General features: G+C 71.6%; 23 protein-coding genes. 14 read left to right on the top strand and 9 right to left on the bottom strand.

Features of this window, described 5'->3' with window-relative positions; all coding sequences use genetic code 11:
* The first annotated feature begins 129 nt into the window (after positions 1-129).
* The 10 genes from IE330_RS18435 (at position 130) to IE330_RS18390 (ending at position 11,379) form a co-directional block, all read left to right on the top strand.
* Entirely contained in the window at positions 130-1,056 is a 927-nt protein-coding gene (locus IE330_RS18435; protein ID WP_190137140.1) for a class I SAM-dependent methyltransferase, read from the top strand.
* Positions 1,053-3,620, top strand: coding sequence for an MMPL family transporter (locus IE330_RS18430; protein ID WP_229925747.1), 2,568 nt, complete (start codon positions 1,053-1,055; stop codon positions 3,618-3,620). Before IE330_RS18435 ends, IE330_RS18430 begins: the two co-directional genes overlap by 4 nt.
* Before the next feature lie 5 nt (positions 3,621-3,625).
* Complete coding sequence (locus IE330_RS18425) at positions 3,626-4,348, top strand: CPBP family intramembrane glutamic endopeptidase (protein WP_190137139.1); 723 nt, start codon at positions 3,626-3,628, stop codon at positions 4,346-4,348.
* Between the two features lie 85 nt (positions 4,349-4,433).
* The gene (metK, locus tag IE330_RS18420) at positions 4,434-5,597 is read left to right on the top strand and encodes a methionine adenosyltransferase (RefSeq protein WP_190137138.1); all 1,164 of its coding nucleotides are present in this window, start codon (positions 4,434-4,436) and stop codon (positions 5,595-5,597) included.
* A 1-nt stretch (position 5,598) separates the two neighbouring features.
* Positions 5,599-6,549 (top strand): carbohydrate kinase family protein, encoded by a 951-nt coding sequence (locus IE330_RS18415; protein WP_190137137.1) that lies wholly within the window; start codon positions 5,599-5,601, stop codon positions 6,547-6,549.
* A 50-nt stretch (positions 6,550-6,599) separates the two neighbouring features.
* On the top strand, positions 6,600-7,496 hold the full coding sequence (locus tag IE330_RS18410) for an imine reductase family protein (RefSeq protein WP_190137136.1): 897 nt from the start codon (positions 6,600-6,602) through the stop codon (positions 7,494-7,496).
* A 56-nt stretch (positions 7,497-7,552) separates the two neighbouring features.
* Complete coding sequence (locus tag IE330_RS18405; RefSeq protein ID WP_190137135.1) at positions 7,553-7,981, top strand: MerR family transcriptional regulator; 429 nt, start codon at positions 7,553-7,555, stop codon at positions 7,979-7,981.
* Positions 7,978-8,367 (top strand): thioredoxin family protein, encoded by a 390-nt coding sequence (locus IE330_RS18400; protein WP_190137134.1) that lies wholly within the window; start codon positions 7,978-7,980, stop codon positions 8,365-8,367. The genes IE330_RS18405 and IE330_RS18400 overlap by 4 nt, the downstream gene beginning before the upstream one ends.
* Before the next feature lie 157 nt (positions 8,368-8,524).
* Positions 8,525-10,792, top strand: coding sequence for a HelD family protein (locus IE330_RS18395; protein ID WP_229925746.1), 2,268 nt, complete (start codon positions 8,525-8,527; stop codon positions 10,790-10,792).
* A 149-nt stretch (positions 10,793-10,941) separates the two neighbouring features.
* Positions 10,942-11,379, top strand: a complete 438-nt coding sequence (locus tag IE330_RS18390) for a peptidoglycan-binding domain-containing protein (protein WP_190137132.1) — start codon at positions 10,942-10,944, stop codon at positions 11,377-11,379.
* Between the two features lie 871 nt (positions 11,380-12,250).
* Here the strand turns inward: IE330_RS18390 and IE330_RS18385 are convergent.
* Complete coding sequence (locus IE330_RS18385; protein ID WP_190137131.1) at positions 12,251-13,108, bottom strand: helix-turn-helix domain-containing protein; 858 nt, start codon at positions 13,106-13,108, stop codon at positions 12,251-12,253.
* A 13-nt stretch (positions 13,109-13,121) separates the two neighbouring features.
* The gene (locus IE330_RS18380) at positions 13,122-13,817 is read right to left on the bottom strand and encodes a DUF6879 family protein (RefSeq protein WP_308439022.1); all 696 of its coding nucleotides are present in this window, start codon (positions 13,815-13,817) and stop codon (positions 13,122-13,124) included.
* Positions 13,818-14,040: 223 nt separating this feature from the next.
* Between IE330_RS18380 and IE330_RS18375 the strand changes: the two genes are divergently transcribed.
* Entirely contained in the window at positions 14,041-14,316 is a 276-nt protein-coding gene (locus tag IE330_RS18375; RefSeq protein ID WP_229925745.1) for a hypothetical protein, read from the top strand.
* 989 nt (positions 14,317-15,305) lie between these two features.
* On the opposite strand, the gene IE330_RS18370 is transcribed toward IE330_RS18375, so the two are convergent.
* Both IE330_RS18370 and IE330_RS18365 read right to left on the bottom strand, forming a co-directional pair.
* Positions 15,306-16,157 (bottom strand): helix-turn-helix domain-containing protein, encoded by an 852-nt coding sequence (locus tag IE330_RS18370; protein WP_190137130.1) that lies wholly within the window; start codon positions 16,155-16,157, stop codon positions 15,306-15,308.
* A gap of 14 nt (positions 16,158-16,171) precedes the next feature.
* A complete protein-coding gene (locus IE330_RS18365; protein ID WP_190137129.1) occupies positions 16,172-16,924 on the bottom strand; it encodes a DUF6879 family protein in 753 nt (250 codons plus the stop codon).
* A 173-nt stretch (positions 16,925-17,097) separates the two neighbouring features.
* Between IE330_RS18365 and IE330_RS18360 the strand changes: the two genes are divergently transcribed.
* The 3 genes from IE330_RS18360 (at position 17,098) to IE330_RS39690 (ending at position 17,850) form a co-directional block, all read left to right on the top strand.
* Positions 17,098-17,310 carry a hypothetical protein gene (locus IE330_RS18360; protein ID WP_190137128.1) on the top strand — a complete coding sequence of 71 codons (213 nt, stop codon included), beginning with the start codon at positions 17,098-17,100 and terminating at the stop codon, positions 17,308-17,310.
* Positions 17,311-17,527: 217 nt separating this feature from the next.
* A complete protein-coding gene (locus IE330_RS18355) occupies positions 17,528-17,725 on the top strand; it encodes a hypothetical protein (RefSeq protein WP_190137127.1) in 198 nt (65 codons plus the stop codon).
* Complete coding sequence (locus tag IE330_RS39690; RefSeq protein ID WP_268257307.1) at positions 17,722-17,850, top strand: hypothetical protein; 129 nt, start codon at positions 17,722-17,724, stop codon at positions 17,848-17,850. Before IE330_RS18355 ends, IE330_RS39690 begins: the two co-directional genes overlap by 4 nt.
* 661 nt (positions 17,851-18,511) lie before the next feature.
* Here the strand turns inward: IE330_RS39690 and IE330_RS18350 are convergent.
* The 5 genes from IE330_RS18350 to IE330_RS18330 form a co-directional block, all read right to left on the bottom strand.
* Positions 18,512-18,718 carry a DUF397 domain-containing protein gene (locus IE330_RS18350; protein WP_190137126.1) on the bottom strand — a complete coding sequence of 69 codons (207 nt, stop codon included), beginning with the start codon at positions 18,716-18,718 and terminating at the stop codon, positions 18,512-18,514.
* Entirely contained in the window at positions 18,715-19,587 is an 873-nt protein-coding gene (locus IE330_RS18345; RefSeq protein ID WP_229925742.1) for a helix-turn-helix domain-containing protein, read from the bottom strand. The genes IE330_RS18350 and IE330_RS18345 overlap by 4 nt, the downstream gene beginning before the upstream one ends.
* A gap of 1,134 nt (positions 19,588-20,721) precedes the next feature.
* Positions 20,722-22,902 carry a 1,4-alpha-glucan branching enzyme gene (glgB, locus tag IE330_RS18340; protein WP_373314679.1) on the bottom strand — a complete coding sequence of 727 codons (2,181 nt, stop codon included), beginning with the start codon at positions 22,900-22,902 and terminating at the stop codon, positions 20,722-20,724.
* Positions 22,903-23,360: 458 nt separating this feature from the next.
* Positions 23,361-24,812, bottom strand: coding sequence for a maltokinase N-terminal cap-like domain-containing protein (locus tag IE330_RS18335; protein ID WP_190137123.1), 1,452 nt, complete (start codon positions 24,810-24,812; stop codon positions 23,361-23,363).
* A gap of 134 nt (positions 24,813-24,946) precedes the next feature.
* The coding region (locus tag IE330_RS18330) for an alpha-glucosidase C-terminal domain-containing protein (RefSeq protein ID WP_190137122.1) at positions 24,947-25,441 on the bottom strand (495 nt) is incomplete at its 5' end.

Below are 25,441 nucleotides of genomic sequence, written 5' to 3'. Positions count from 1 at the left end.
TCGTGTGCCGGGTGGGTGCCATCCCCTTCCGGTCGTCGTGCTCGTGTGCCGGGTGGGGTGGTGTCTCCCGTCCGGTCGTCGTCCTCGTGTTCCGGTTCATCGTCTTCTTCCTTTTCCTTGGGGGTCCTCATGTCCCGTCTCGGTCTCGCCGCCCGTGCCCTGCGTCTCGCGCTGAACCGCGCGCACGCCGATCCCACGGCCGACTACGACGCCGCCAGCTCCGACTACGACACCTTCTTCAGCCCCGTCATGGGCAAGCACTCCACCGCCGCGCTCGACGAGGTGCCCGTCCGGCCCGGCGACCGGGTCGTGGAACTCGCCTGCGGGACCGGGCACCTGACCGCCGAGATCGTGCGGCGGCTGGACGGGCGCGGCTCCGTGCGGGCCATCGACAAGTCGCCCGGGATGCTCCAGGTCGCCAAGGACAAGGTGGGGCCGCTCGTCGAGCTGGCGCCGGAGCTGGACGTGAGCCTGACCGTGGACGACATGGACGCCTTCATCCGGCGGCAGCCCGCGGCAAGCGCCGACCTGGTCGTCGTCGGCTGGGCCATCTGCTACACCAAGCCCGCCCGGCTGCTCGCCGAGATCGAGCGGGTGCTGCGCCCCGGCGGCCGCGTCCTGGTGATCGAGACCCGCGCGGACGCTCACCAGGCCCTCACCCAGGGCCTGGAGCGCGTCTTCGCCGACGACCCCTCGCTGCTCACCAGCCTCATCCGGGTCGCGCTGCCGAAGAACGCGGCGACGGTGGCGCGCTGGTTCACCAAGGCCGGGCTCACCGTCACCGGGCAGCGCGACGGCGCGCAGGTCATCCCCGCCCACACCCCGGCCGCCGTCCTGGAGTGGGTGCAGCGCTCCGGCGCCGCGGCGGGCTTCAAGACCGCCGTGGACAACGGCCGCGAGCAGCTCGTCCTGGACCGCGTCGAGGCGGCCCTCGCCGACCTCCTCGCCCGTACCGGCACCCTGGAGATCCAGCACACCTTCGTGGTCGTCACCGGGGCCAAGCCCGCCGCGGCCCGGCACGGCGCCCGGACCGGCGAGAAGGCCGGCGCCGCATGACGAACCCGACCCGGGCGGCCGACCCGCCCACGCCGACCCCGCCACCGGGCCGGGCCACCGCCGCGCCCGCCGCCGCGGCCCAGGGAGCCGTCCAGCGGGCCCTGCACCGCTTCGCCGAGCGGCTCGCCGCGCGGCCGAAGACCGTGCTCGCGGTGTGGGCCGTGCTCATCGCGCTGTGCACCCCCTACGGCCTGGGGCTCGACGACGCGCTCACCGACCAGGGCGCCTCGAAGGTCGTGCCCGGCACCAGCAGCGCCCGCGCCGACGAGCTGACGAAGAAGGCGTTCCCGCACCGCTCCGAGCGCGAGGTGACCGTCGTCGTCGAGGCCCCCGACGTGCGCGCCGCCGACGTCCGGGCCCTGCTCGCCGACCTGGACGCCCGGCTCGCCCGGCTGCGCGCGGACGGCGACGTGGAGCGCACGTCGTCCGCGTACACGCTGTACCGGGACACGGCCGCCGCGTTCCTGACAGGCGTACGGAAGCAGGCGCGCGAGGCGGGCGACGCCCGCGCCTTCGTGGACCGGGAGGTGCGCGCGGGCCGGGTCCCCGCCGCCCTCGCCGGGGCCGCGCGCGAGGCGGCGACCGCCCCCGACGACGGGGCCGTACGGCGCATCGCCGGGGACGTCGCCACCCGTAGCGACTGGACGCGCTTCCCGCTGCCGGTGCCCGAGGACGCCGTGGCCCGGCTCGTCGCCGACGACGGCAGGGCGACCGTCGCGTCCGTCAGCTACACCGAGGCCGCCGGGGCCGACCCGGACGTCGAGGGGCTGCGGGAGCTCGCCGGGAAGGCGCTCGCCGCACACGCCCCGGGCGGCGGCACCGAGGTGCACGTCACCGGGGAGCTGGCGCTCATCCACGACACGTACGAGAAGTCGGAGGCCGACAACTCCCTGATGGAGACGGTGGCCTACGGCATCATCCTCGTGGTCCTGCTGGTGTTCTTCCGCGCCGTGGTGCCCGCCGTCCTCACGCTCGCCGTCATCGGCCTGTCGATGAACGTCAGCCAGGCCGCGCTGCACCTGCTGGGCGAACAGGTGACGCTCACGCAGTTCACCGTCACCATCATGACGTTCGTGATGCTCGGCGCGGGCGTCGACTACAGCATGCTGCTGTCCTCCCGCTACCGGCAGGAACGCCTCGCGGGCCGGGACCCCCGGGACGCGGTCGTGCACGCCACCGTGCACGCGGGCGAGAGCATGCTGCTCGCCGCCGTCGCCGTGGCCCTCGCCTTCGGCGCGACCCTGCTCTCCCCGGTGGACTGGATCCCGCCGCTCGGCTACGGCGGGCTCATCGGCATCCCCATCGTGCTCGCCGCCGCGCTCACCCTCACGCCCTGCCTGCTGGTACTGCTCGGCGACCGGTTCTTCGCCCTCGGCCGCGACCCGCTGGCCGACATGGAGCACACCGGCGCCATGGGCGGACACCTGCGCCGCACCGCCGAGTTCGCCAAGCGCCGCAAGGTGGCGATCGTCCTGGTGTTCCTCGCCGCGACCGTCCCGTTCGCGCTGCTCGTGGCCTCCCACCGGTCCACGTCCGACCCGGTCGCGCTCAGCCCCGCCACCGACTCCCGCGAGGGCTTCGCCACGGTCGCGGACCGGTGGGGCGACGCCGCCGTCATGCCGACGGTCGCCCTCGGCCGCGCCGCGCCCGGCGTCGTCGAGGACGGGCGCCTCACCGACCGGGGCCGGGCCGCGGTCGACCGCCTCACCGAACGCCTCGCCGACGTGCCCGGCGTCGCCTCCGTCGACTCCGCGACCCACCCGTACGGCGAGGAGTGGTCTCCGGCACAGCTCGCCGCGGCGGGCCCCGCCATCGGCGAGGACTACGTCGCCCGCGACGGCACGCTGCGCTTCGTCGTCGCCCTCGACGACGACCCGTACTCCGAGGAGGCGGCCGACACCGTACGCCGCGTGGAGCGCGTCGCCGACGACGCGGGGCGCGAGGTCGCCGCGCTGGAGATCGGCGGCACCACCCAGGTCGACCGGCAGTACAGCGCCGCCCTGCGCGCCAGCTTCTGGCAGATGGTCGTCCTGGTCAGCGTCGGCGTCTTCGTGATGCTGATGGTCACGCTGCGGTCGCTGCTCGTACCGCTGCGGCTGATCGCCACCATCATGCTGAGCAACGTCTGGGCCGTCGGGCTCACCGTGCTGATCTTCCACCACTGGCGCGGCGAGGCCGTCATCGACGACCTGCCGATCTTCCTCACCGTCCTGATGATGGGGCTCGGCATGGACTACGAGATCTTCCTCGTCACGCGCGTCCGCGACCTGCTGCGCGGTGGGCTGAGCCAGGAGGAGGCGACCATGCGGGCCGTCGTCGACACCGGCCGCGTCATCAACGCCGCCGGGCTCGTCATGGCCGGCAGCCTCGGCACCATGGCGCTGTCCTCGACGCTGATGCTCCAGGAGTACGGCGCCGGGCTCGGCCTCGCCGTGCTGCTCGACGCCACCGTCATCCGCATGCTGTTCGTCCCGGCCACGCTGCTCCTGCTGCACAAGTACAACTGGTGGCTGCCGAGCCTCGGCCGCGCGCGCCACCGCCCGCGCAAGGCAGCGGCGGGGTGACGCGCATGCCGCCCGCCACCGCCCCGACGACGGCCCGCCCGGGCCGCCTGGACCGGCTGCGCCTGCACCACGCGGCCAGCCCCGTCGCCTCCGCCGCCGCGCTGTTCGCGGTCCTCGCGGCGGTGCGCGTCGCCGGCGCCTTCACCTTCCCGGTGATGGTGCTCTCCGTCGCCCTGAGCGCCGCCGTGCTCCTCGTCCTGCCGCGCGAGCGGTGGGCCGACGCCGGGGTGCGCGGCTTCCCGATGCTGCCCGCCGTCCTCGGCACCGCGCTGGTCGCGGTGGTGTACGGGCAGACGTTCCTCGCCACCCGCGACGCCTTCGGGCACGGCGACGACAACTGGACCACCTGGATGCCCAAGCTCTTCGAGGGCATGGTGCCCGGCGCGCCCTGGGCCGACGTGGCCGCCATGGTCCTCGCGCTCGGCGTCCTCGTACCGCTCGTCGAGGAGGTCTGCTACCGCGGCGTCCTCTACCGGGCCGTCGAGGTGCGCCGGGGCACCTACACCGCCGTCGTCACCACGGCCGCCGGGTGGGCCGCCGTCCACCTCGGGGACTACGGCCTCAACCCGCTCAACTGGAAGGTCGTCTGCGGCCTCCTCCCGTCCGTCTTCCTCATGGGCCTGGCCCTCGGCCTGGTCCGCGCCGCCACCGGCTCTGCCCTCGCCTGCGCACTCGCCCAGGGCGCCTGCAACCTGCTGCTGCTCGGCGCCGCCACCGCGTGGCTGTGACCACGCCGCCCTCCGCACCACGTCGCCGCCCGTCCGCACCACCTCACCGCCCCACCCTTCCGCCATCCCAGAAAGGGCCGAGCCCATGCCCCGACGCCTGTTCACCTCGGAGTCCGTCACCGAGGGCCACCCCGACAAGATCGCCGACCGGATCAGCGACACCGTCCTCGACGCGCTGCTCGCCCAGGACCCCGCCTCCCGGGTCGCGGTGGAGACCCTCGTCACCACCGGCCTGGTGCACGTCGCCGGGGAAGTGACCACCACCGCGTACGTCCCCGTCGCCCAGCTCGTCCGCGACGCCGTCGTGGACATCGGCTACGACGCCTCGGCGAAGGGCTTCGACGGCGCCTCCTGCGGCGTGACGGTGTCGCTCGGCGCCCAGTCGCCCGACATCGCCCAGGGCGTGGACACCGGCGGCGCCGGCGACCAGGGCCTGATGTTCGGCTACGCCACCGACGAGACGCCCGCGCTGATGCCGCTGCCCATCCAGCTCGCGCACCGCCTCGCGCGCCGGCTCACCGAGGTCCGCAAGGACGGCGTCGTGCCGTACCTGCGCCCCGACGGCAAGACGCAGGTCACCATCGAGTACGAGGGCAGCCGCCCGGTGCGCCTGGACACCGTCGTGGTCTCCTCCCAGCACGCGGGCGACGTCGACCTGCAGGGGCTGCTCGTCCCGGACATCCGCAAGTTCGTCGTCGACCACGTCCTGGAGGAACTCGGCGCCCAGGGCCTGGAGTTGGAGGTCGAGGGGTACCGCCTGCTCGTCAACCCCACCGGCCGGTTCGAGATCGGCGGGCCGATGGGCGACGCGGGCCTCACCGGCCGGAAGATCATCATCGACACCTACGGCGGCATGGCCCGCCACGGCGGCGGCGCCTTCTCCGGCAAGGACCCCTCCAAGGTGGACCGCTCCGCGGCCTACGCGATGCGCTGGGTGGCCAAGAACGTGGTCGCCGCGGGCCTCGCCCGGCGCTGCGAGGTGCAGGTCGCCTACGCCATCGGCAAGGCCGACCCGGTCGGCCTGTTCGTGGAGACCTTCGGCACCGCCACGGTCTCCCAGGCCCGCATCGAACGGGCCGTCACGGAGGTGTTCGACCTGCGCCCGGCCGCCCTCATCCGCGACCTGGACCTGCTGCGCCCCGTCTACGCGCAGACCTCCGCGTACGGCCACTTCGGCCGCGAGCTGCCGGACTTCACCTGGGAGCGCACCGACCGCGTGCCCGCGCTGCGCTCCTCCGCGGGGGTGTGAGATGACCGCCGCCTGGGACATCGGCGTCCGGATCGCCGTCACCGGCTCCCTCGCCACCGACCACCTGCTGACCTACCCGGGCCGGTTCGCCGAGCAGTTGCTCCCCGACCAGCTCGACCGGGTCTCGCTGTCCTTCCTCGCCGACGACCTCCGGGTGCGGCAGGGCGGGGTCGGCGCCAACATCGCCTTCGGGCTCGGCAAGGTGGGGCTCAACCCGCTGCTCGTGGGGGCGGCCGGGCAGGACTACGCCGAGCAGGCGGCGCGGCTGCGCGCGCTCGGCGTGGACACCTCGGGCGTGCACATCAGCCCCACCCGCCACACCGCCCGGTTCGTCTGCACCACCGACCGCGACCAGAACCAGATCGCCACCTTCTACGCCGGAGCCATGGCCGAGGCCCGCACCATCGACCTGGCCGCGCTGCTCCCGCGCGCCGGACGGTTCCGCCTCGTCCACATCGGCGCCGACGACCCCGAGGCCATGGTCCGGCACACCGAGGCCTGCCGCACCCTGGGCGTCCCGTTCGCCGCCGACCCCTCCCAGCAGCTCGCCCGGCTCGACACCGAGCAGACCCGGCGCCTTGTGGCGGGCGCCGCCCTGCTGTTCTCCAACGCGTACGAGGCCGCCCTGCTGCGCGAGCGCACCGGCTGGACCGAGGAGGAGGTGCTGCGCCAGGTCGGCACGTGGATCACCACGCGCGGCGCGGACGGCGTGACCCTCGCCCGCGCGGGCCGCCCGCCGACGCACGTGCCCGCCGTGCCCGTGGCCGAGGTCGCCGACCCGACCGGGGCGGGCGACGCCTTCCGCGCGGGCTTCCTCGCGGGCCACGCCTGGGGCTGGCCCGACGACCGCTCGGCCCGGCTCGGCTGCGCCCTGGCCGCGCTCGCGCTGGAGTCGGCGGGCACCCAGGAGTACGAGCCCACCGCCCATGCTTACTCTTTGGTGAGTACCTGACCAAATAGTCGGTACTTGTGGCCGTGCGCGTGCTGATCAAGCATGGAGGCATGCCCAACGAAACCAACACGCCCTCGGCGCAGAAGAGTTCCGTCACCGTCCTCGGCCTCGGCGCGATGGGCCAGGCCCTCGCCGGAGCCTTCCTCGCCGCCGGCCACCCCACCACCGTCTGGAACCGCTCGGCGGGCAAGGGCGAGGAGCTGGTCGCCCGGGGGGCCACCCGGGCGGCGAGCGCCGCCGAGGCCGTGCGCGCGAGCGACCTGGTCGTCGTCTGCGTCGTCGACTACGACGCCTCGGGGGTGATCCTCGAACCGCTCGCCGCCGACCTCGCCGGGCGCACCCTGGTGAACCTCACCTCCGACACCCCCGAGCGCGCCCGCGAGGCGGCCGCGTGGGCGGCGAAGGAGGGCATCGCCTACCTGGACGGCGCGGTCATGGTCCCGACGACCGTCGTCGGCACGCCCGACGCCCTGCTGTTCCACTCGGGCCCGCGGGACGCGTACGACCGGCACGAGGAAGCCCTGAAGGCGCTCGGCGGCCACACCACGTACGTCGGTGAGGACCACGGCCTCGCCGCCCTCTACGACCTGTCGCTGCTCGACTACTTCTGGACCTCGATGTCGGGCCTGGTGCACGCCTTCGCCCTGGCCGCGGCGGACGGCGTCCCGGCCGCGGCCGTCGCCCCGTACCTCAAGGCCAACGCCGGTCTCGTCCAGTCGTTCGTGGACCAGACGGCCGGTGAGATCGACGCCGGCCGGTACCCGGGCGAGCAGGGCAACCTCGCCATGGAGGTGGCCGGCATCGACCACATCGTGCACGCCTCGGAACACCGCGGCCTCGACACCTCGGTGCTGCGCGCCGCCCGCGCGGTCGCCCGGCGCGGCGTCGCGCTCGGCCACGGCGGCGACAGTTGGACCTCGACGGTGGAGGCGGTCCGCAAGCCCTGAGGCCCCGTCCGGCCGCCGCTGGCCTTGACCCCGACGTCAACGTCTACGGTCGCGGTATGCGCATCGGCGAACTCGCGGCCCGCGTGGGGACGACCACGCGGACCCTGCGGTACTACGAGTCGCGCGGGCTGCTGCCCGCGCGGCGCGACGGCAACGGCCACCGCACCTACGACGAGGGTGACGTCCGGCTCCTGGAGCAGATCAGGACGCTCCAGGACTTCGGCTTCGAGCTGGAGGAGACCCGCCCGTTCGTGGAGTGCCTGCGCTCCGGGCACCCGGCGGGCGACTCCTGTCCGGCGTCGGTCGCCGTCTACCGTCGCAAGCTGGCCGAACTCGACGCGCTGATCGGCGAGTTGAGCGCGGTACGGGACCAGGTCGGCGCGCAGCTCGTGCGCGCCGAGCGGGCGATGGCCGAGCTGGCCGCCGATGCCGGGGCTCCGGGCGGTCCGGAGCCGGTGTGCGAACTGAAGGGGTGGAGCGGATGAGCGCGATACGGGCCGAGGGCCGGACGAGCGCGGTACGTGGCGAGGGTGCGGCCGAGGTCGCCGAGGTCGCCGAGGTCACGGACGCGGATTTCGGTTTCGAGGTGCTGGGCGTGGAACGGCCGGTGCTCGTGCAGTTCACGGCGGAGTGGTGCGGGCCGTGCCGACAGCTCGGCCCGGTGCTTGCCGATCTGGCCGCCGAGGAGGCCGAGCGGCTGAAAGTGGTGCGGCTCGACGTCGACCGGAATCCGGAGACCACGGTGGCGTACGGGGTGCTTTCCACGCCGACGCTGATGGTGTTCCGCGAGGGTGAGCCGGTGTGGCAGAGCGTCGGCGCGCGCCCGAAGCGGAAGCTGGTGGCGGACCTGGCGGGGGCGGGGGTGCTCTGAGCCGACGGAAGAGCAGGGCAAGGGAAAAGCCCCGGGCGCGTTGACGTCCGGGGCTTTTCTCTGCGTATAGTGGATTCTTTCGCAAAGCCCTGCGCAATTGGGCGCACGGGTAATGCGGGAATCTTTATACGAGCACTGTAACTGGCGAGGGGCTGAATTGTCAACCGAGGAATTGCGGGAAGAGCAGCAATTCGTCTCCGGGCTGTACGCGCGCCTCGACGCGCTGCGCGAGGAGGCCGAGTCCGCCGTGCGCGCGTCGCTGGAGCAGGTCGGCAACGGCCTCCAGGCGCGCCTCGAGCGTGACGTACTGGTGGCGGAGCGGTCCGGGCTGCTCGCCGCCCTCGACGCGGGCGAGAACGGGCTGTGCTTCGGCCGGCTCGTGTTCCGCGACGGCCGTGACCACCACATCGGGCGGATCGGCATCCGCGCGTCCGACGCCGAGCGCACCCCGCTGGTCCTCGACTGGCGCGCGGAGGTCGCCCGGCCCTTCTACCTCGCCACCGGGCACACCCCCATGGGCCTGCGCAGACGGCGGCACATCAGCACCGAGGGCCGCGAGGTCACCGGCCTGCACGACGAGATTCTCGACCTGTCCGACACCACCCGCACCGGGCACGAGGGCGCCGACGCCGACGAGGTCCTGCTCGCCGCGCTCAACTCCGCGCGCACCGGCCGGATGCAGGACATCGTGCAGACCATCCAGGCCGAGCAGGACCGCATCATCCGCGCCCCGCACCAGGGCGTCCTCGTCGTCGAGGGCGGCCCCGGCACGGGCAAGACCGTGGTCGCGCTGCACCGCGCCGCCTACCTGCTGTACGCGCACCGCGAGCACCTCGCCAAGCGGGCCGTGCTGATCGTCGGGCCGAACCCGGCGTTCCTCGGCTACATCAGCGACGTGCTGCCCGCCCTCGGCGAGACCGGCGTGCTGCTCGCCTCCCTCGGCGAGCTGTTCCCCGGCATCACGGCGACCGGCACGGACACGCCCGCCGCCGCGGAGGTGAAGGGCCGCGCGGAGATGGCCGACGTACTGGAACGAGCCCTGGAGGACCGGCAGCGGCTGCCGGAGCCCGGGGCCCCGGTCGTCATCGCGCACGACGACGGCGACCTGATCCTCGACTGGGAGATCGCCTACGAGGCGCGGGCCGCCGCCCGCGAGACCCGCCTCCCGCACAACCTGGCACGGCCCACGTTCGCCTTCCACGTCATCGACGCGCTCACCCAGCAGCTCGCCGAGCGCATCGGGCACGACCCGTACGGCGGGCCCAACTTCCTCGGCCCCGACGACATCGCCCAGCTCGGCAAGGGCATCGCGACCAGCGCCGAGGTGCACGCGGCGATCGAGGAGCTGTGGCCGACGCTCACGCCCGAGCAGTTCGTCACGGACTACCTGGAGGAGCCCGTCCACCTCCCGGACGCGGACGCCGCCGCCGTGCGCCGAGCGCCCGGCGCGGCCTGGACGCCCGCCGACGTACCGCTCCTCGACGAGTCCGCCGAACTGCTCGGCAAGGACGACAGCGCGGCCCTCGCCCGCGCGGAGGCCGAGCGCCAGCGGCAGGTCGCGTACGCGCAGGGCGTGCTCGACGTGTCGTACGCCTCGCGGACGTACGAGTTCGAGGACAAGGAGGAGAGCGACCCGGACGGCTCCGAGGTGCTGCTCGCGCACGACATCATCGACGCCGAGCGGATGGCGGAGCGGCACGAGGAGGCCGACCACCGCAGCGCCGCCGAGCGGGCGGCCGCGGACCGGACCTGGGCGTTCGGGCACATCGTCGTCGACGAGGCGCAGGAGCTGTCCGCGATGGCCTGGCGCCTGCTCATGCGGCGCTGCCCGACCCGCTCCATGACGCTCGTCGGCGACCCCGCGCAGACGGCGGAGGCCGGGGGAGTGGGCTCCTGGGCCGACATCCTCGCGCCGTACGTCGAGGACCGCTGGGAGTTCACCCGGCTCGGGGTCAACTACCGTACGCCCGCGGAGATCATGGCCGTGGCGGCGGAGGTGCCCCGCGCGGCGGGGCGGCCCGCCTTCGAGCCGCCGCGCTCGGTACGGGCCACCGGGGTGGAGCCGTGGGCGCGGCGCGTGCCCGACTTTGGCGACCTCGCGGCCGAGGTCGCCAAGGCCGTAGCCGACTCCCCCGCCGGGGAGGGGCGCCTCGCGGTCATCGCACCGCGCACGCTGCACGCGACCCTGGCCCCCGCCCTCGACGGCGTCACGGCGGGCGAGGAGCCGGACCTCACCCGCCCCGTGGTCCTCCTCGACCCGCGCCAGGCAAAGGGCCTGGAGTTCGACACGGTCCTGGTGATCGAGCCGACGCACTACGAGACCAGCGACCTGTACGTGGCTCTGACCCGCCCCACGCAACGCCTCGGGGTCCTGCACACGGAGCCCTTGCCGGAGCCCCTGGCGCGGAGGCTGACCCCTCGCTGAGGCGAGGCCGCGGGCCGGTGGGATCCCACCGGCCCGCGGCGCTTGTCCCGTACGACGCAAGGGAGCTGCGGGACAACGCGCTGGACGGTGCACTGCTGGTCGCACGCCTACTGCTTCTGCCACCAGCACACCGAAAGGACGCCCTACGCATGCGTACAAGGAACGGCACCATTCTCGCCGCCGCAGCCGCTCTCGGCGCAGGACTCCTCACCGCGTCGACGGCAACGGCCGCCGACACCCCGACAGCGGCACCCCTGCCCCTCTGCGAATACGCCATCAACCAGCCCACGGGCGAGGGCCACATGATCAGGCCGGGCATCCGCCCCGGCAACTACACCTGCCTCCTCAAACAAGGCCACCGCATGCTGGGCGTCAAAGCCCTCCAGGCGGGCCTGGTCCGCTGCTACGGAGCGAGGATCGCCGTCGACATGAGCTTCGGCCCCGCCACCAAGAAGGCCCTGAAGGCGGCCCAACGCAGGTCAGGCATCACAGCCGACGGCATCTTCGGCCCGACAACGAGCTACACGCTGCGCTGGCCGGAGTACTACGACAACGGCCGCTTCACGGGCCGCTGCATCCGCAACTGACGCCTGCCGCCGGCCGAACACATTGGCCCTGCGCGGGGCCGCACTCCTGCTCGCCGGGGGCACACAGGGGCTGTGCCCCCGGCGACAAGACCACCCCTCCGCCGCAACCGAACCAGCATCCGCCCACGGAGACCGCCACAGGGGCTCAGCAGCTACTTGCCGCCCCCGCACGTGGCGGTGACCACTTAGCCCGGGTGCCGTCGATGTAGCCGTCGTGGGGACCCCCGCACGCGCGGGGACCACCCGGTGAAGACGGGCTCCGGCCTCCCTGTGCCGGGACCACCCCCGCACGCGCGGGGACCACAGGCCGCCACCTGGCGTTTTACGCGAGCGGTCGTGCGTTTTTGCTTACTTCTTCAGATAACGACATCCCCGGTCGATGCGTGCAAAACAGCACTATGCGCCGCGGACATCCTCTCCGGTTGCAACGGCCTTCGGCGGCCAGCGCCACTCTATGTCTGTCGGACTGCGGAGCGGTGGCGGCTACTTGACGACGGTCGGGTGGGATTGTTCGGCTGGGTCGTGGTGCTGGTTGGCGTGAAGGGCTCGTCGTGGGCTGGGCGTGTTCGTGTTCGGGAGGCGAGCCGCGCTTCGCGAAGGCCCCTGCGTCTCCGATTTCCTATGCCGAACGCGCCCGTTCCGGGGGCTTCGGGCGGAGGGGGATTCGGCGTGTCCGTGCCTACTTCAGGGTGCCGTCCTTCCCGTGGGCGACACGAATCGTACGGCCGTGCTCCATGGTGACCACGTCCCGGAGGGGGCACGGCCGGAAGGCGCCCGGCGGAACGGGATCGCGACCCGAGCCCAGTACCGCACCGCACACTCCGGTGGGCGGCTGCCTCTCATACGTGGTCACCAGTCCGCCGAGCCGCATTCACCGCGAACCGAGCGCCCGCCGGGCCGCGTCGATGACGTTGTGCGCGTCGGTGCCGTACACGGCGGATTCGCGCAGCGTCTTCCAGACGCGCTGATACGTGGCGATGCTGTCGGCGTCGTCGATCCACAGCTCCGCGTGCCAGTCTTCGACGATCACGAGACGTTCGTCGTAGATCCAGAAGCCGTTGCCCGGCCAGACCTTCAGCGAGACCGTGAAGGGAACGATCCCCAGCTCCACGGTGTCCAGGCCGATGGCGCCCACCAGTCTGTCGAGCTGCGCGGCAAGGACGGACGGCGGACAGACCAGCGAGCGCAGCGCGCCTTCCCACATCATGATCCGGTACTTCCGTCCCGGCCGATACAGCCCCGCCTGACGCTCGACACGTGCGCGCACAGCCTCTTCCGTGTCCCGGGGCGACCGCATCAGCTCCGCGTGCCGTACGAAGACGTGCCGGGCGTAATCAGGAATCTGCAGCAGTCCCGGGATCAAGCAGCTCTCCCAGATGGTGAGCACGCGTGACCGCTCCTCTTCGAGAGTGGCCGCGTCCTGTACGGGCCTGTGGCCGGAGGAGAGCTGGCGCGGCCAGGACCGGATACGGCACTCGAAGCCCCGGAGCTGCCTGAGGAGTTCGTCGTACGTCTCCGGCTGGCCGGTGCCCTGCGCCCATGCCTGGAGGTCGTCGCTGGTCGGCGTCTGCCTGCCGTTCTCCAACTTGCTGATCTTTACCTTGGTCCATCCGGGGCCGAGCCGTTCCGCGAGCTGGGTACCGGTGAGCCGGCCGTCGGGGGACGAGTAGCGCAGCTCACGCAGCCGCGCCCCGAGCGCCCTGCGTGCCTGCTGATAGTCCGTACTCACCGGTGCCCACCCTCTACTCCTTGGCGCTCATCTGTGCCACGAACTCCCGGTAGGGCGTGGCGTAGTGCAGCGCGATGTCGCGCAGCCGGTTGTACTGGTTGACGCGCGCGGGCTCCGAGATCAGCTCGGCGCCGACCAGGTCGTCGTCGCCGCCCCAAAGACACAGTGCCACGATGTGCGAATCGAAGATCCAGAAATCTTCGTCCGGCAGGTTGACGCGCTGTGCGTCCGCGCGCCACATGTTCCTGACGTCCTCACCCAGGGCGTCGTTGTGCTCGGCATGCACGAGAAGGTACCGCTGCCCCTCGGTCGGCGGGTCGTCGACGATGCGTACGCGGCCGACGGCCGCGCCGTCGCGGGTCTTGGCGCTGATGGTCCGGGCCCACGGCGAATCCATGTCCCACGTCGGCGTCTCGCCGCGGACGAACTGGGCGTAGGTGTCGGTGGCTTCGTCGACCGCGTAGCGGGTCCTCATCTCCAGGTGCCACGCGCTGTGCCGGAAGTTCTCGAACATGCGGGAGAACTCCTCCGGCGGCAGGACGCGCGGCGACTCGTCGCGCTCCTTCGGGCCGAAGTCGATCAAGGTGTTGCGCGGGACGACGACCGGGATCTCGTCGTCGTCGATGTGCTGGAGCTGGGCCAGCGCAGTGGGATCGGTGAGCCGCGGGCCGTGCACCACGACGTCGTTCGTGCCCACGATCTCGTGCACGGCGGGGCAGGACCGCCGCCGCTGCCGGTGCCGTTGAAGCGCAGTCGCATGACTTCGTCCTCTCGTCGGGGAAGCAATGCGATCAGCATTCCGGGGAGCAAGTGCCGGTACGAGGGGTCAAGTTGCCCCGCGTGAGAAACTTCCCGTAACTTCCTCGCCGCGTCAAGAAACTTCATGTAACCGGCCTCGCGTCAGGCGAGTACCAATCTCTAGCGTCCTGGTCATGGTCACACGCAAGAAGCTCGCGAAGCCGCCGACTGTCGATCCGCACGCGGCGATGGAAGCCCTGCGGGAGGCGCTCTGGGCAGCGAACCGGATCGTCCTGCCGTCCCTGTCCATGGACTACGCGTCCCCGCACCTGGGGCTGGTCGTCCTCGGCAGCGCCCGCGCGGACGTCGTAGCAAAGATCGCCGAGGAGCTGGCCAAGGGCAGGCGGCTGGCCGACGAGGTGGCGGCCCTGAAGCGGGAGCTTGATCGGCGACGGATCGGTGAATCATGAGAGATCCCGAGCTGCGTGATCTGGTGGTCGACACCGAGCGCGTCAAGGTGGGCCGTGTGATGGGGCGCGTCGGCGGATGTCTCCAGCTACGGCCTCCCGGGGGCGGACGCGAGTGGGACGCCGACCCTGCTCGTGTCCGTCCCGCCGATGAGGACGAGAGGCTGCGCGCGGGTATCGCGGAGCGGAGCCTGCGCCGTGCGCCGGGGAGGCGGTCAGCATGAAGACATCGCCGGCTCCGCTGTCTGCCGAGTGCCGCCTGGGTGAGTGCGGCCTGTGCCCCGGCGACAGCGTCCCGGTCTACGCCATGGGCCCGCGCCCGCCGGGGAGCGGCCGGTTTTCGTCACCCCCGCACGTGCGGGGACCACACTCGGCCCACACCTTGAGCGGGTGAGGGTCAGGGGCCACCCCCGCACGCGCGGGGACCACAGGGCGTCACCTGGCGTTTTAGATGAGCGGGCGTGCGTTTTTGCTTACTTCTTCAGATAGCGACATTCCTGCGCGATGTGTGCAAACCGCCACCATGTGTCACAACATCCTCTCCGGATGCAACGGCCTTCGGTGGGCAGCGCCACTCTATGTCTGCCGGACTGCGGAGCAGTGGCGGCTACTCGGCGAAGATCGGGTGGGATTGTTCGGCTGGGTCGTGGTGTCGGTTGGCGTGAAGGGCTCGTCGTGAGCTGGGCGTGTTCGTGTTCGGGACGTGAGCCGCGCTTCGCGGAGGCCCCACTGCGCCACCGCCTTCCTGTGCCGAACGCGCCTGGTCCGGGGGCTGCGGGTGGAGGGGGGGCCTGTGCGTCCGTGCCTACTTCAGGGTGCCGCCGCGGGCGACGGATCGTACGGCCGTGCTCCATGGTGACCACGTTCCGGAGGGGGCACGGCTGGGGTGTGTCCGGGCGGAACGAGGTCGCGACCCATGTGCAGTACCGCACCGCACACTCCGGCGTGAGGTTGCCTTTCAAAGTGGTCGCCAGTCCGCCGGGCCGCCGCACTCACCGCGATCCGAGCGCGCGCCGCGCCGTGTTGATGACGTTGTGCGCGTCGGCGCCGTACACGGCGGATTCGCGCAGCGTCTTCCAGACGCGCTGATACGTGGCGATGCTGTCGGCGTCGTCGATCCACAACTCCGCATGCCATTCTTCGACGATGACGAGTCGGTCGTCGTGGATCCAAAAGCCCCCCATAGGTGGCAGCTTGAGGGGCGCAGCGAAGGGGATGACTCCGAGCTGCACGGTGTCCAGGCCGATGAAGCCGCTCAGCTTCGTGAGCTGCGCGGCGAGTGCCGACGGCGAGCAAATCAGGGTGCGGAGCGCAGTTTCGCCCATCAGGATCTCGAAGCGCCTGCCCGGCTCATACAGCAGAGCCTGCCGTTGCACCCTCGCGAGCACCGCCGCATCTGTGTCGCGCGGGGAGCGCTGCAACTCCGCGTACCGAGTGAAGACCGACCGCGCGTAGTCGGGGGTCTGGAGGATGCCCGGCACGGTGACGCTTTCGAAGCCGTGGACGACTGCCGACCGGCCGTACTCTGCTGCCTGCATCCGTTGGACGGGTGTGTGCCCTTCAGCAAGCTGGCGTCGCCAGGAGCGGATATGGCTCTCGAACCCGGCGAGGCGCTGACGCAACTCGCCGTAGACGTCGGGGTGGCCGGTGGCTTCGGCCCACGAGCGCAAGTCCTGCGGGGTGGCAGTGTTCCTGCCGTTCTCGAGCTTGCTGACCTTGGCTTGTGACCAGCCCAGTCTCTGCGCCAGTTGTGTACCGGTGAGACGGCCGCCGGGGGCTGTGAGTCGCAGCTCCCTCAGGCGTACGCCAAGCGCCGCCCGTGCTTGCTGGTAGTCCGTACTCACCGGTGCACCTGCTTTTACTCGGCCGCGGCCACCAGCGCCGCGAAGGCGTCATGCGGGATCGCGTGGTGCATGGCGGCATCACGCAGCATGGAGTACCGCACCACTTCGGCGGGCTCCGTGATCAGCTCCACGTCCATCAGGTTGTCGGCGTCGTCGAAGCACAGCAGGGCGACCAGGCGCGAGTCGAAGATCCAGAAGTCCTCGGTGCCGAGTCGCAGCCGGTCGGCGTCCGCGCGCCACAGGTTCCGCATGTCCTCACCGAGGCTGGCATTGCGCCGGGCGTTGATCATGAGGTACCGCTGCCCCTCAGTCGGTGGGTGGTCGACGACGCGCACCCGCCCGACCTTCTTCCCCGCCGCGGTCTGAGACCGGATCGTCGTGCAGTACCACGAATCCATGTTCCACGTGACGTCACCGGTGGCCTTGAACTGGGCATATGTCCGCGTGCCCTCGTCGCTCGCGTACCGACGCCGCGTTTCCAGCCGCCAGGCCGAGTGCTCGAAGGTCTCGAACAGCTTGTTGAACGCCTCCGGACCAATGGCCTTCGCGTCGCGTGTCATGTCTTTGGGCCCCCAGTCCACGAGCAGGTTGCGCGGCACGACGATCGGCACTTCTCCTGGGCCGAGGCGTCGGAGCTGGGCAATGTCCTCAGGGTCGTCGAGAGGCGGCCCGTGCACGATGACCTCCCCTGTGTCGAGGTCTTCGTGCACCGACGGGCAGCCAGTGTCTCCGCTGCCCGTGCCGATGAACCGCAGTCGCCGCGCCATGGATTGTCCTTCCAGTTGAGCGGATGATCCACCCAGCATCTCGACAGCCGGCGGCCCGGGACCAGGATGCACCCGGACTGAATGGGAATAAAGCGTCATAGTTGGTCATCGTCTGCGAATAAACGGGAATAGTGCGTGGTCGTCGTGCGGTCGGCATCTCTACCGTCCTGGTCATGGCCACGGAAGCGCAGCATGAGCACGAGGTCGGCCCGTACGTGGCGACCGAGGATCTGAGGGACGCCCTGACGGACGTCGACATTGTTCTGCCCTCGCTGGGGGTGGACATCGGGTCAGTCGAGTTACGCCTCGTCAACCTCGAGCGCATCCGCCCAGACGTGGCTGTACGCCTGGCGGCCCAACTGCGGCGAGGGGCTGGTGAATCATGAGAGAGCCCGAGTTGCGTGACCTGGTGGTCGACACTGAGCGCGACAAGGTGGGCCGTGTGATGGGGCGCGTCGGCGGGTGCCTCCAGCTACGGCCTCCCGGCGGGGGACGTGAGTGGGATGCTGACCCTGCTCATGTCCGTCCCGCCGATGAGGACGAGAGGCTGCGCGCGGGTATCGCGGAGCGGCGCTTGCGCCGTGCGTCGGGGAGGCGGTCAGCATGAAGAAATCGCCGGCCCCGCTCTCGCCAGAGTGCCGCCTGGGCGCGTGCGGCCTGTGCCCCGGCGACGACGTCCCGGTCTACGCCCCGGGCCTGCGCCCGCCGGGGGAGCGGCCGGTCTTCGTCATTCGCTGCGACTACAACTGCACGCACGGCTGTGCCCGGGGGCTGCGGCGTGCGCTCAGCGGGCGGTCGTGATCCAGATATGCCGCGAGTGCGACCAGGAGACCTGCGAGCCCGTCCCCGTCGCCCTGGAGCACGTGGCGAACAGTGGCGGGCGCGTGCTCCACCTCTGCCTGCCGTGCCGCAACGCCTCGACGTGATCCTGCTGGCGGCCGTGCCCGCTTCAAGGAACCTATCTGAGGGCGGTAGTGGCGCCCTGTCAAGCACCCGCTGCCGCTCTTGAGCACAGAGGTCCGCCCATGGCCTTGGGTTCTAGTGACTGTTGCAAACCCCAGTTCGGAAGGGCGATGGAGTCCAAGGTCCGCAAGGTGCACTCGGCGCAGGGTTCCGTCAGCGCCCCGAAGCCCCGCGCGCGCGGGGACCACCCCGACACCACGAAGGAGCACCATGACCGACCGGGACCACCCCCGCACGCGCGGGGACCACAGGCCGCCACCTGGTGTTTTAGGTGAGCGGTCGTGCGTTTTTGCTTACTTCTTCAGATAGCGGCATTCCCGCGCGATGGATGCAAACCGCCGCCATGTGTCACAACATCCTCTCCGGATGCAACGGCCTCGGTGGGCAGCGCCACTCTATGTCTGCCGGACTGCGGAGCGGTGGCGGATAATTGGCGACGGCCGGGTGGGATTGTTCGGCTGGGTCGTGGTGCCCGTTGGCATGAAGGGCTCGTCGCGGGTTGGGCACGTTCGGGTCCGGGACGCGAGCGGCGCTTCGTGGAGGCCCCGCTGCGCCGCCGCCGCAGTCGCATGCTGAGCGCCTTCGCTCCCGGGACCCAGGGCGGGGGCGTTTCGGCGGTGTCGGTCAGCAGCGGAACTCGTCTGCCGTCAAGCCTCGTATGAAGCTGTCCCAACCTTCCCCAGTGAAAACCAGAACAGGGCCGGTGCGGTCCTTGCTGTCTCGGGTGGCGACTGCGCCGGGTACGGCTGCGACCTCGACGCATTGACCTTCGCCGCTGCTGTGGCTGCTCGTGATCCAGTGGGCGTCGGCGAGGTTGACGCGGGTGTTCATGCCTTCTCCAGTTCTCGGGTTCGCTCGTGTCTGGTCCTGGCGATCAGGGCGAGTGAGTCGTCAGGATTAAGGGCGAGCGTCCGTAGGTGGTCGAAGATGCCTGTGTAGCGGTCAATGTCCGCGGGCGTTTCCAGGAAACTGTCGTTGGCCATCGAGTCGATGTACACGATCTGGCCGTCCTCGGGGTCGGCGAAGGACAGCACCACGAAGGAGCCGGGCATTCCCGGATGAGCCCCGGCCTCCCAAGGGATCAACTGCAGGCTGACGTGCGACAAGTCGGCCGTTGCTTCGAGCCGTTGCAACTGCTCCACCATGACTCGCGGGCCGCCCACCTGCCGGTGCAGGGCGGCCTCATCCATGATCGCCGTCAGTTCCAGCGGGTGCTCTGCAGCCAGCACCGCTTGGCGGTCCATACGGGTCCTGACCCGCTGTGCGACGTCTTCCGGTTCGGCGTGGGGCAGATGCCCTCTGATGACGGCATGGGCGTAGGGCTCGGTCTGAAGTAGGCCGGGGACGTACAGCGCCTCCCAGTTGCGGATGGTCTTCGCCTCCGCTTCGAACTGGATGTAGGCGTTGTACTCATCGCGCAAGGCATCATGGCAGGGCCGCAGCCAGCCCTGGGTGTCGGCGCCCTCGTGCAGGGCGATGATGCGCGTGCGCTGGTTGTCGCTGACTTCGTAGACGTCGAGCAGCGTCAGCAAAGTGCGCATCTGCGGTCGGCCTTCCGGCTTTTCGATGCGATACAGCGTGGCAGGGCTGACGCGCGTCCGTGCGGTCACGTCGTCCTGACTGAGCCCGGTAGCCTTCCTGGCCCGTTTGAGTTCCGACGCCAGGCGGCGGAGGCGCACCGTGGGTGGCCTTGCGGTCACGCTCGCATCCCTTCGTCCCTGCATAAGCGGTCGCGGCGAGTCTCGCCCATGGGAGGTCCGGCCGCCAAGCCGTACGCAAATGAAGGGACTTCATTTGAATGTGTTGCAGGCGACTGCCTGTCAGGCCGGGCTAGGGCGGGACGGCAGCCCAGGGTGATCGCGTAGCGACAATGAGTGACTTGCGTCCTGATGGGGCGGGGACTTTCAGGTCGGCGCCGTGGGGCTTCCGCGCTTACATCGCGTGCAACACGGCGGATCGTGCGCCTGTGGGGCATGGAACCCGGTCGAATAAGAGGACCGACCCTTGACCCTCGTGAAATATGTCCTTGACCGACCGCTGCCCGGCACCGGTAGCCGCAGACTGCCCGCCCGTCCGCGATGCCGGAAGGTGGGCGCGCCATGGACGGTATGACGTACTGGTTTCGGCACGCCGCGGAACCGAAGGCCGTCCCGTTGGGGCGTCGGTTCGTCAAGCAGGTGCTGGTGGATTGGGGGCTTGAGCACCTGACCTAGGTCGTGGGACTGATCGCCTCCGAGTTGATGACCAACGCGGTGCGGGCAACGGGGACCACGAAGCTCGAACTGAGCTACCAGGAGCGCGAGGCGCTGCCGTTCGTCGCTGTGCGGTTGCGCGTCTCCGATGTGGTGCTGGTGGTCGAGGTCTACGACGACAGTCGCGCACTTCCTCGGGTGGGAACAGCCGCACCCGATGCCGAGGGCGGGCGAGGCCTGCCCCTGGTGGAGCGATTGAGCGTGCGGTGGCGGGCGTATCGAAACCCATCGGGCGGGCAAGGTCGTGTACGCGGTACTGCCCCTCGCCCCGATGCCGGGAACGGCCGCGAAGACACAAGCCGAGCTGACACCGCAACCGTCGCAGGTGGCAGGCCTGGAGCCGTTGCCGAGTCGGGTCCGTAAGGCGTGCGGGGAGATGCCGAGTGCCCGGCCGGATGCCGCGTTACTGACTCGACTCGAGCGGCTCTTGGAATTCAGGTTCCGGGAACATGCCGCCCCTGGCGCGTGAGCGCACGTGGACGCGTGTGGACGTACGTGGACGTACGTGGACGCACGCGGACGCACGTGGTCACCCCGGATGCCGGCTGTCCGCCGGAGCCGCGGCCCCGGTGGAAGGGGGCGTCACACCGGCCGCAGCCACACCGTCGCCAATGGAGGCAGTGTGAGGCGGAGTGAAGTCGGGTGGCCGTGGGTGGGGGTGGGGTCGGGTTTCAGGGGGTGGGGGTTGGTGATGTCGCTGCCGCCGTAGGGGGCGGCGTCCGTGTTGAGGATCTCCTGCCACGCCGCGTACTCGTCCGGCACCCCGATCCGGTACTCGTACCGCACCACGGGGGAGAAGTGCGAGACGCAGAGGACGGGCGCCGTGCCCTGCGGCCCGTGGCGCAGGAACGCGAAGACGTTGTCCTCCGCCGCGTCCCCCTCCACCCACGCGAAGCCGCCGGGATCGGTGTCCCGCTGCCAGAGCGCCTGCTCCGCGAGGTAGCGCGCGTTGAGGTCGCGCACCAGGTCCCGTACGCCCCGGTGGTCCGGCTCCGCGCCGTACGCCGGGTCGAGGAGCCACCAGTCGGGCCCGTGGGTCTCCGACCACTCCGCGCCCTGGGCGAACTCCTGGCCCATGAAGAGGAGTTGCTTGCCGGGGTGGGCCCACATGAAGCCGAGGTACGCCCGGTGGCCGGCCCGCTGCTGCCACCAGTCGCCGGGCATCTTCGACACCAGCGACCGCTTGCCGTGCACGACCTCGTCGTGCGAGATCGGCAGTACGTAGTTCTCGCTGTACGCGTACACCATCGAGAACGTCATCTCGTGGTGGTGGTACTTGCGGTGCACGGGCTCCTTGCTCATGTACGTGAGCGAGTCGTGCATCCAGCCCATGTTCCACTTCAGGCCGAACCCCAGGCCGCCGAAGCCGCCCGGACCGACGTGGTGCGTCGCGCGGGTCACGCCGTCCCACGCCGTGGACTCCTCGGCGACGGTGACCACGCCCGGGCAGCGCCGGTACACCGTCGCGTTCATCTCCTGGAGGAAGGAGACCGCGTCCAGGTTCTCCCGGCCGCCGTGGACGTTCGGCGTCCACTGCCCGTCCTCGCGCGAGTAGTCGAGGTAGAGCATGGACGCGACGGCGTCCACGCGCAGCCCGTCGATGTGGTACTCCTCGCACCAGTAACAGGCGTTCGCCACCAGGAAGTTGCGCACCTCCGCCCGGCCGTAGTCGAACTCCAGCGTGCCCCAGTCCGGGTGCGCCGCCCGCAGCGGGTCCTCGTGCTCGTACAGCGGACGCCCGTCGAACTCCGCCAGCGCCCAGTCGTCGCGCGGGAAGTGCGCCGGCACCCAGTCCATGAGCACGCCGATCCCGGCCCGGTGCAGCGCGTCCACCAGGTACTTGAAGTCGTCGGGGGTGCCGAGCCGGGCCGTCGGCGCGTAGAAGCCCGTGACCTGGTAGCCCCAGGAGCCGCCGAAGGGGTGCTCGGCCACCGGCAGCAGCTCCACGTGCGTGAACCCCAGGTCCGACACGTACGCGGGGAGCTGGTCGGCCAGTTGGCGGTACGTGAGACCCGGCCGCCACGACGGCAGGTGCACCTCGTACACCGAGAACGGCGCCTCGTGCACCGGCACGTCGGCCCTGCGCCGCATCCACTCCTCGTCGCGCCACACGTGGTGCGAAGCGTGCACGACCGAGGAGTTCGCGGGCGGCACCTCCGTGCGGCGGGCCAGCGGGTCCGCCCGGTACGTCGTACTGCCGTCGGGCCGGGTGATCTGGAACTTGTACAGCTCCCCCTCGCCCACCGACGGCACGAACAGCTCCCACACCCCGCTGCCACCCAGCGACCGCATGGCGAAGCCCGTACCGTCCCAGTAGTTGAAGTCCCCGACCACGCGGACGCCCAGCGCGTTCGGCGCCCACACCGCGAAGCGGGTGCCGGTGGCGCCCTGGTGCGTCATCGGGTGCGCCCCGAGCGCCTCCCAGAGCTGCTCGTGCCGCCCCTCGCCGATCAGGTGCAGGTCGAACTCGCCGAGCGTCGGCAGGAACCGGTACGGGTCGTGCGTGTCCAGCTCCGTGTCGGCGTAGGTGACGCGGAGGCGGTACTCGGCCGGGACCTCGCGCAGCGGCAGCACCACCGAGAAGAAGCCGTCGCCGTCGTCGAGCAGGTCGGCCCGGACGTCGTCGGCGAGGACGGAGACGGCGCGCGCGTACGGTCGCAGCACGCGGAAGGCCACCCCGTGGGTCACGGGGTGGGCCCCGAGCACCGTGTGCGGGTCGTGGTGCGTGCCGGAGAGCAGCCGCGCGCGGTCCGCCTCCGGCACGGGCGAGACCGGGACCGGGAGGGGCTGGAGTGACGCGGGTGCCTTCCCGTCGGGTGCCTTCCCGTCGGGTGCCCCGTTGGGTGCCTTCTCGTCGGGTGCCGCCCGGTGCGTGTGCCCCCTCGTCGGTTCCCTCCGCGGAGCCGGGATCTTGGGTGCGGTCTTCCCCGCCCGCACGCCCTTCCCGTCCTTCCCGCCCTTCCCGTCCTTTCCTGAAGATGCCTTCGCGGTCTTCCCCGCCTTCGAGGACTGCGCCGGTTTCGCCTTCCGGCCGCTCGTCCCGGGCTTGCCCGGTGTGGCCGTACGGGACGGATTCGCGGTTCCGGGCCGCTGCGCCGGGGTCGTGGGCGGGGGTGTGGCCTCGGGGCGGGGGTCGGGCTCGGGCGGCGGCGGGGGCGAGGGGCGGCGGGTCACGGGTGCGGCCTCCTGTCGGGACGGTCCAGAGGGGCGGCTCGGCGGGGTCAGCGGAAGTCGTCGGGGCGGCAGGCCGTGTCGGGGTCGCGGGACGGCGCGGCGGCGTCCGCCGCGAGCTGGTCGAGGGCGGCGAGCGGCACCGGCAGCCAGTCGGGCCGGTGCCGGGCCTCGTACACGGCCTCGTAGACCGCCTTGTCGGTCTCGTGGGCCCGCAGCAGGACCGGCTCGGTGCGCGGGTCGCGGCCGCTGACCTCGGCGTAGCCGGTGCAGTACGCGGCCCGGCAGGCCTCGGCCCAGTCCGGGGCCCAGGGGCGGCAGGAGCGGGCGGCGTAGTCGAAGGACCGCAGCATGCCCGCGACGTCACGGGCGGCAGGCTGCGGCAGGCGGCGCTCGCCGAGCGGCCGCGCGGGCTCGCCCTCGAAGTCGATGAGCTGCCAGTCGCCGGACGGGGCCCGCAGGCACTGCCCGAGGTGCAGGTCGCCGTGGACGCGCTGGGCCGTCCACGCGGTGGCGCCGCCGGTGCCGAGGTCCGCGAGCGCCTGGTACGCGGTGCGCAGCGCGGGCTCGTACGGGCGCAGCGCGGGGACCGCCCGCGCGGCGGCCTCCAGGCGGTCGGTCATGCCCTGCGCGAGCAGCTCGACCTGGGCGCGGCCGAGCGAGACCGTGGGCAGCGCCGCGGCGAGGGCGGCGTGCACCTCGGCGGTGGCGCGGCCGAGCGCGCGGGCCTCGGCGGCGAAGTCCTCGCCCTTGGCGAGCGCCCGCAGGGCGAGCTCCCAGCCGTCGGTGGCGCCGCGCACGTACGGCTGGAGGACACCGAGGACGAGCGGCTCGTCGGCGCCCTCGGCGGTCAGCCAGGCGGCGGGCGCCGGTACGCGGGCGCAGCCCTGCCGGGCGAGGGCGAGCGGCAGCTCCAGGTCGGGGTTGACGCCGGGCACGACCCGGCGGAACAGCTTGAGGATGTACGTGTCGCCGTACACCAGCGAGGAGTTGGACTGCTCGGCGCCGAGCGTCCGGGGCGCGAGGCCCGGGGGTATCTCCGCGTGCTCGGCGCGGGCGAACCGCAGCGCGCCGAGCCGCCCGGGTATCCGCAGCCGCTCCAGGAGCAGCGCGGCCAGGCGCGGGTCCCCCAGCGCCTCGTAGACGGTCCGCCCGGCGAGGGGCCCGTCGGCGACGTGCCCGATGAGCGCGGGCGCGAGCCGGGGCGGCAGCTCGGCGCGGACGCCGACGAGGAGCTGGTAGCAGTCGGCGGGCAGCTCGTGATCCAGGGTGGTGTCCGGGCCGGCGAGCAGGGGCTGGCGCACCCGCACGAGCAGGTGCAGCAGCCCCGGCTCCGCCCGCGTCGGCAGCAGCTCCGTCGCCGACACGAGCTGGAAGTCCGTGACGGGACGGCCCTTGCCCGCGAACCACCGCTGCCGCGGCAGCCACCCGCGCAGCAGCGGGTCCAGCGACGCGAGGAGCGCGCCGGTGTGGGCACTGGGGCGGGTGGCGGCTTCCGACATGGTCGCGTCCTTTCCGCGCCGCGGACAGGGAGGTGCCGAAGGTGCCGGGCAAGGGGCGTGCCGTGTGCGAGTGCCCAGTGCGGTGCGCCTTACGCCCCTCGCGCGGGCGCGTTCACACCACCGTCACGGCGACCTTACGCCGGGTCCTCGCGCAGCCGGAACCAGTAGAAGCCGTGGCCCGCGAGCGTCAGGAGGTACGGCAGTTCACCGATGGCCGGAAAGCGCACCCCGCCGATCAGCTCCACCGGATGGCGTCCCGCGAAGACGCGCAGATCCAGCTCGGTGGGCTGGGCGAACCGGGAGAAGTTGTGCACGCACAGCACCAGGTCGTCGCCCTCGCCGTCCGTGCCGGTGGAGGGGGCCTCCCGCAGGAAGGCGAGAACGGCCGGATTCGACGAGGGCAGTTCGGTGTAGGAGCCGAGGCCGAAGGCGGGGTTCTGCTTGCGAATCTCGATCATGCGCCGGGTCCAGTGGAGCAGGCTGGAGGGGCTGCTCATGGCGGCTTCGACGTTGGTGACCTGGTAGCCGTAGACCGGGTCCATGATCGTGGGAAGGTAGAGGCGGCCGGGGTCGCAGGAGGAGAAGCCGGCGTTGCGGTCGGGGGTCCACTGCATGGGGGTGCGCACGGC

This window comes from Streptomyces longispororuber (assembly GCF_014656095.1).
In the GTDB taxonomy this organism is placed as follows: Bacteria; Actinomycetota; Actinomycetes; order Streptomycetales; family Streptomycetaceae; genus Streptomyces; species Streptomyces longispororuber.
The sequence above is the reverse complement of the archived record's forward strand: the minus strand, read 5'-3'. Positions and strand labels throughout refer to the sequence as shown.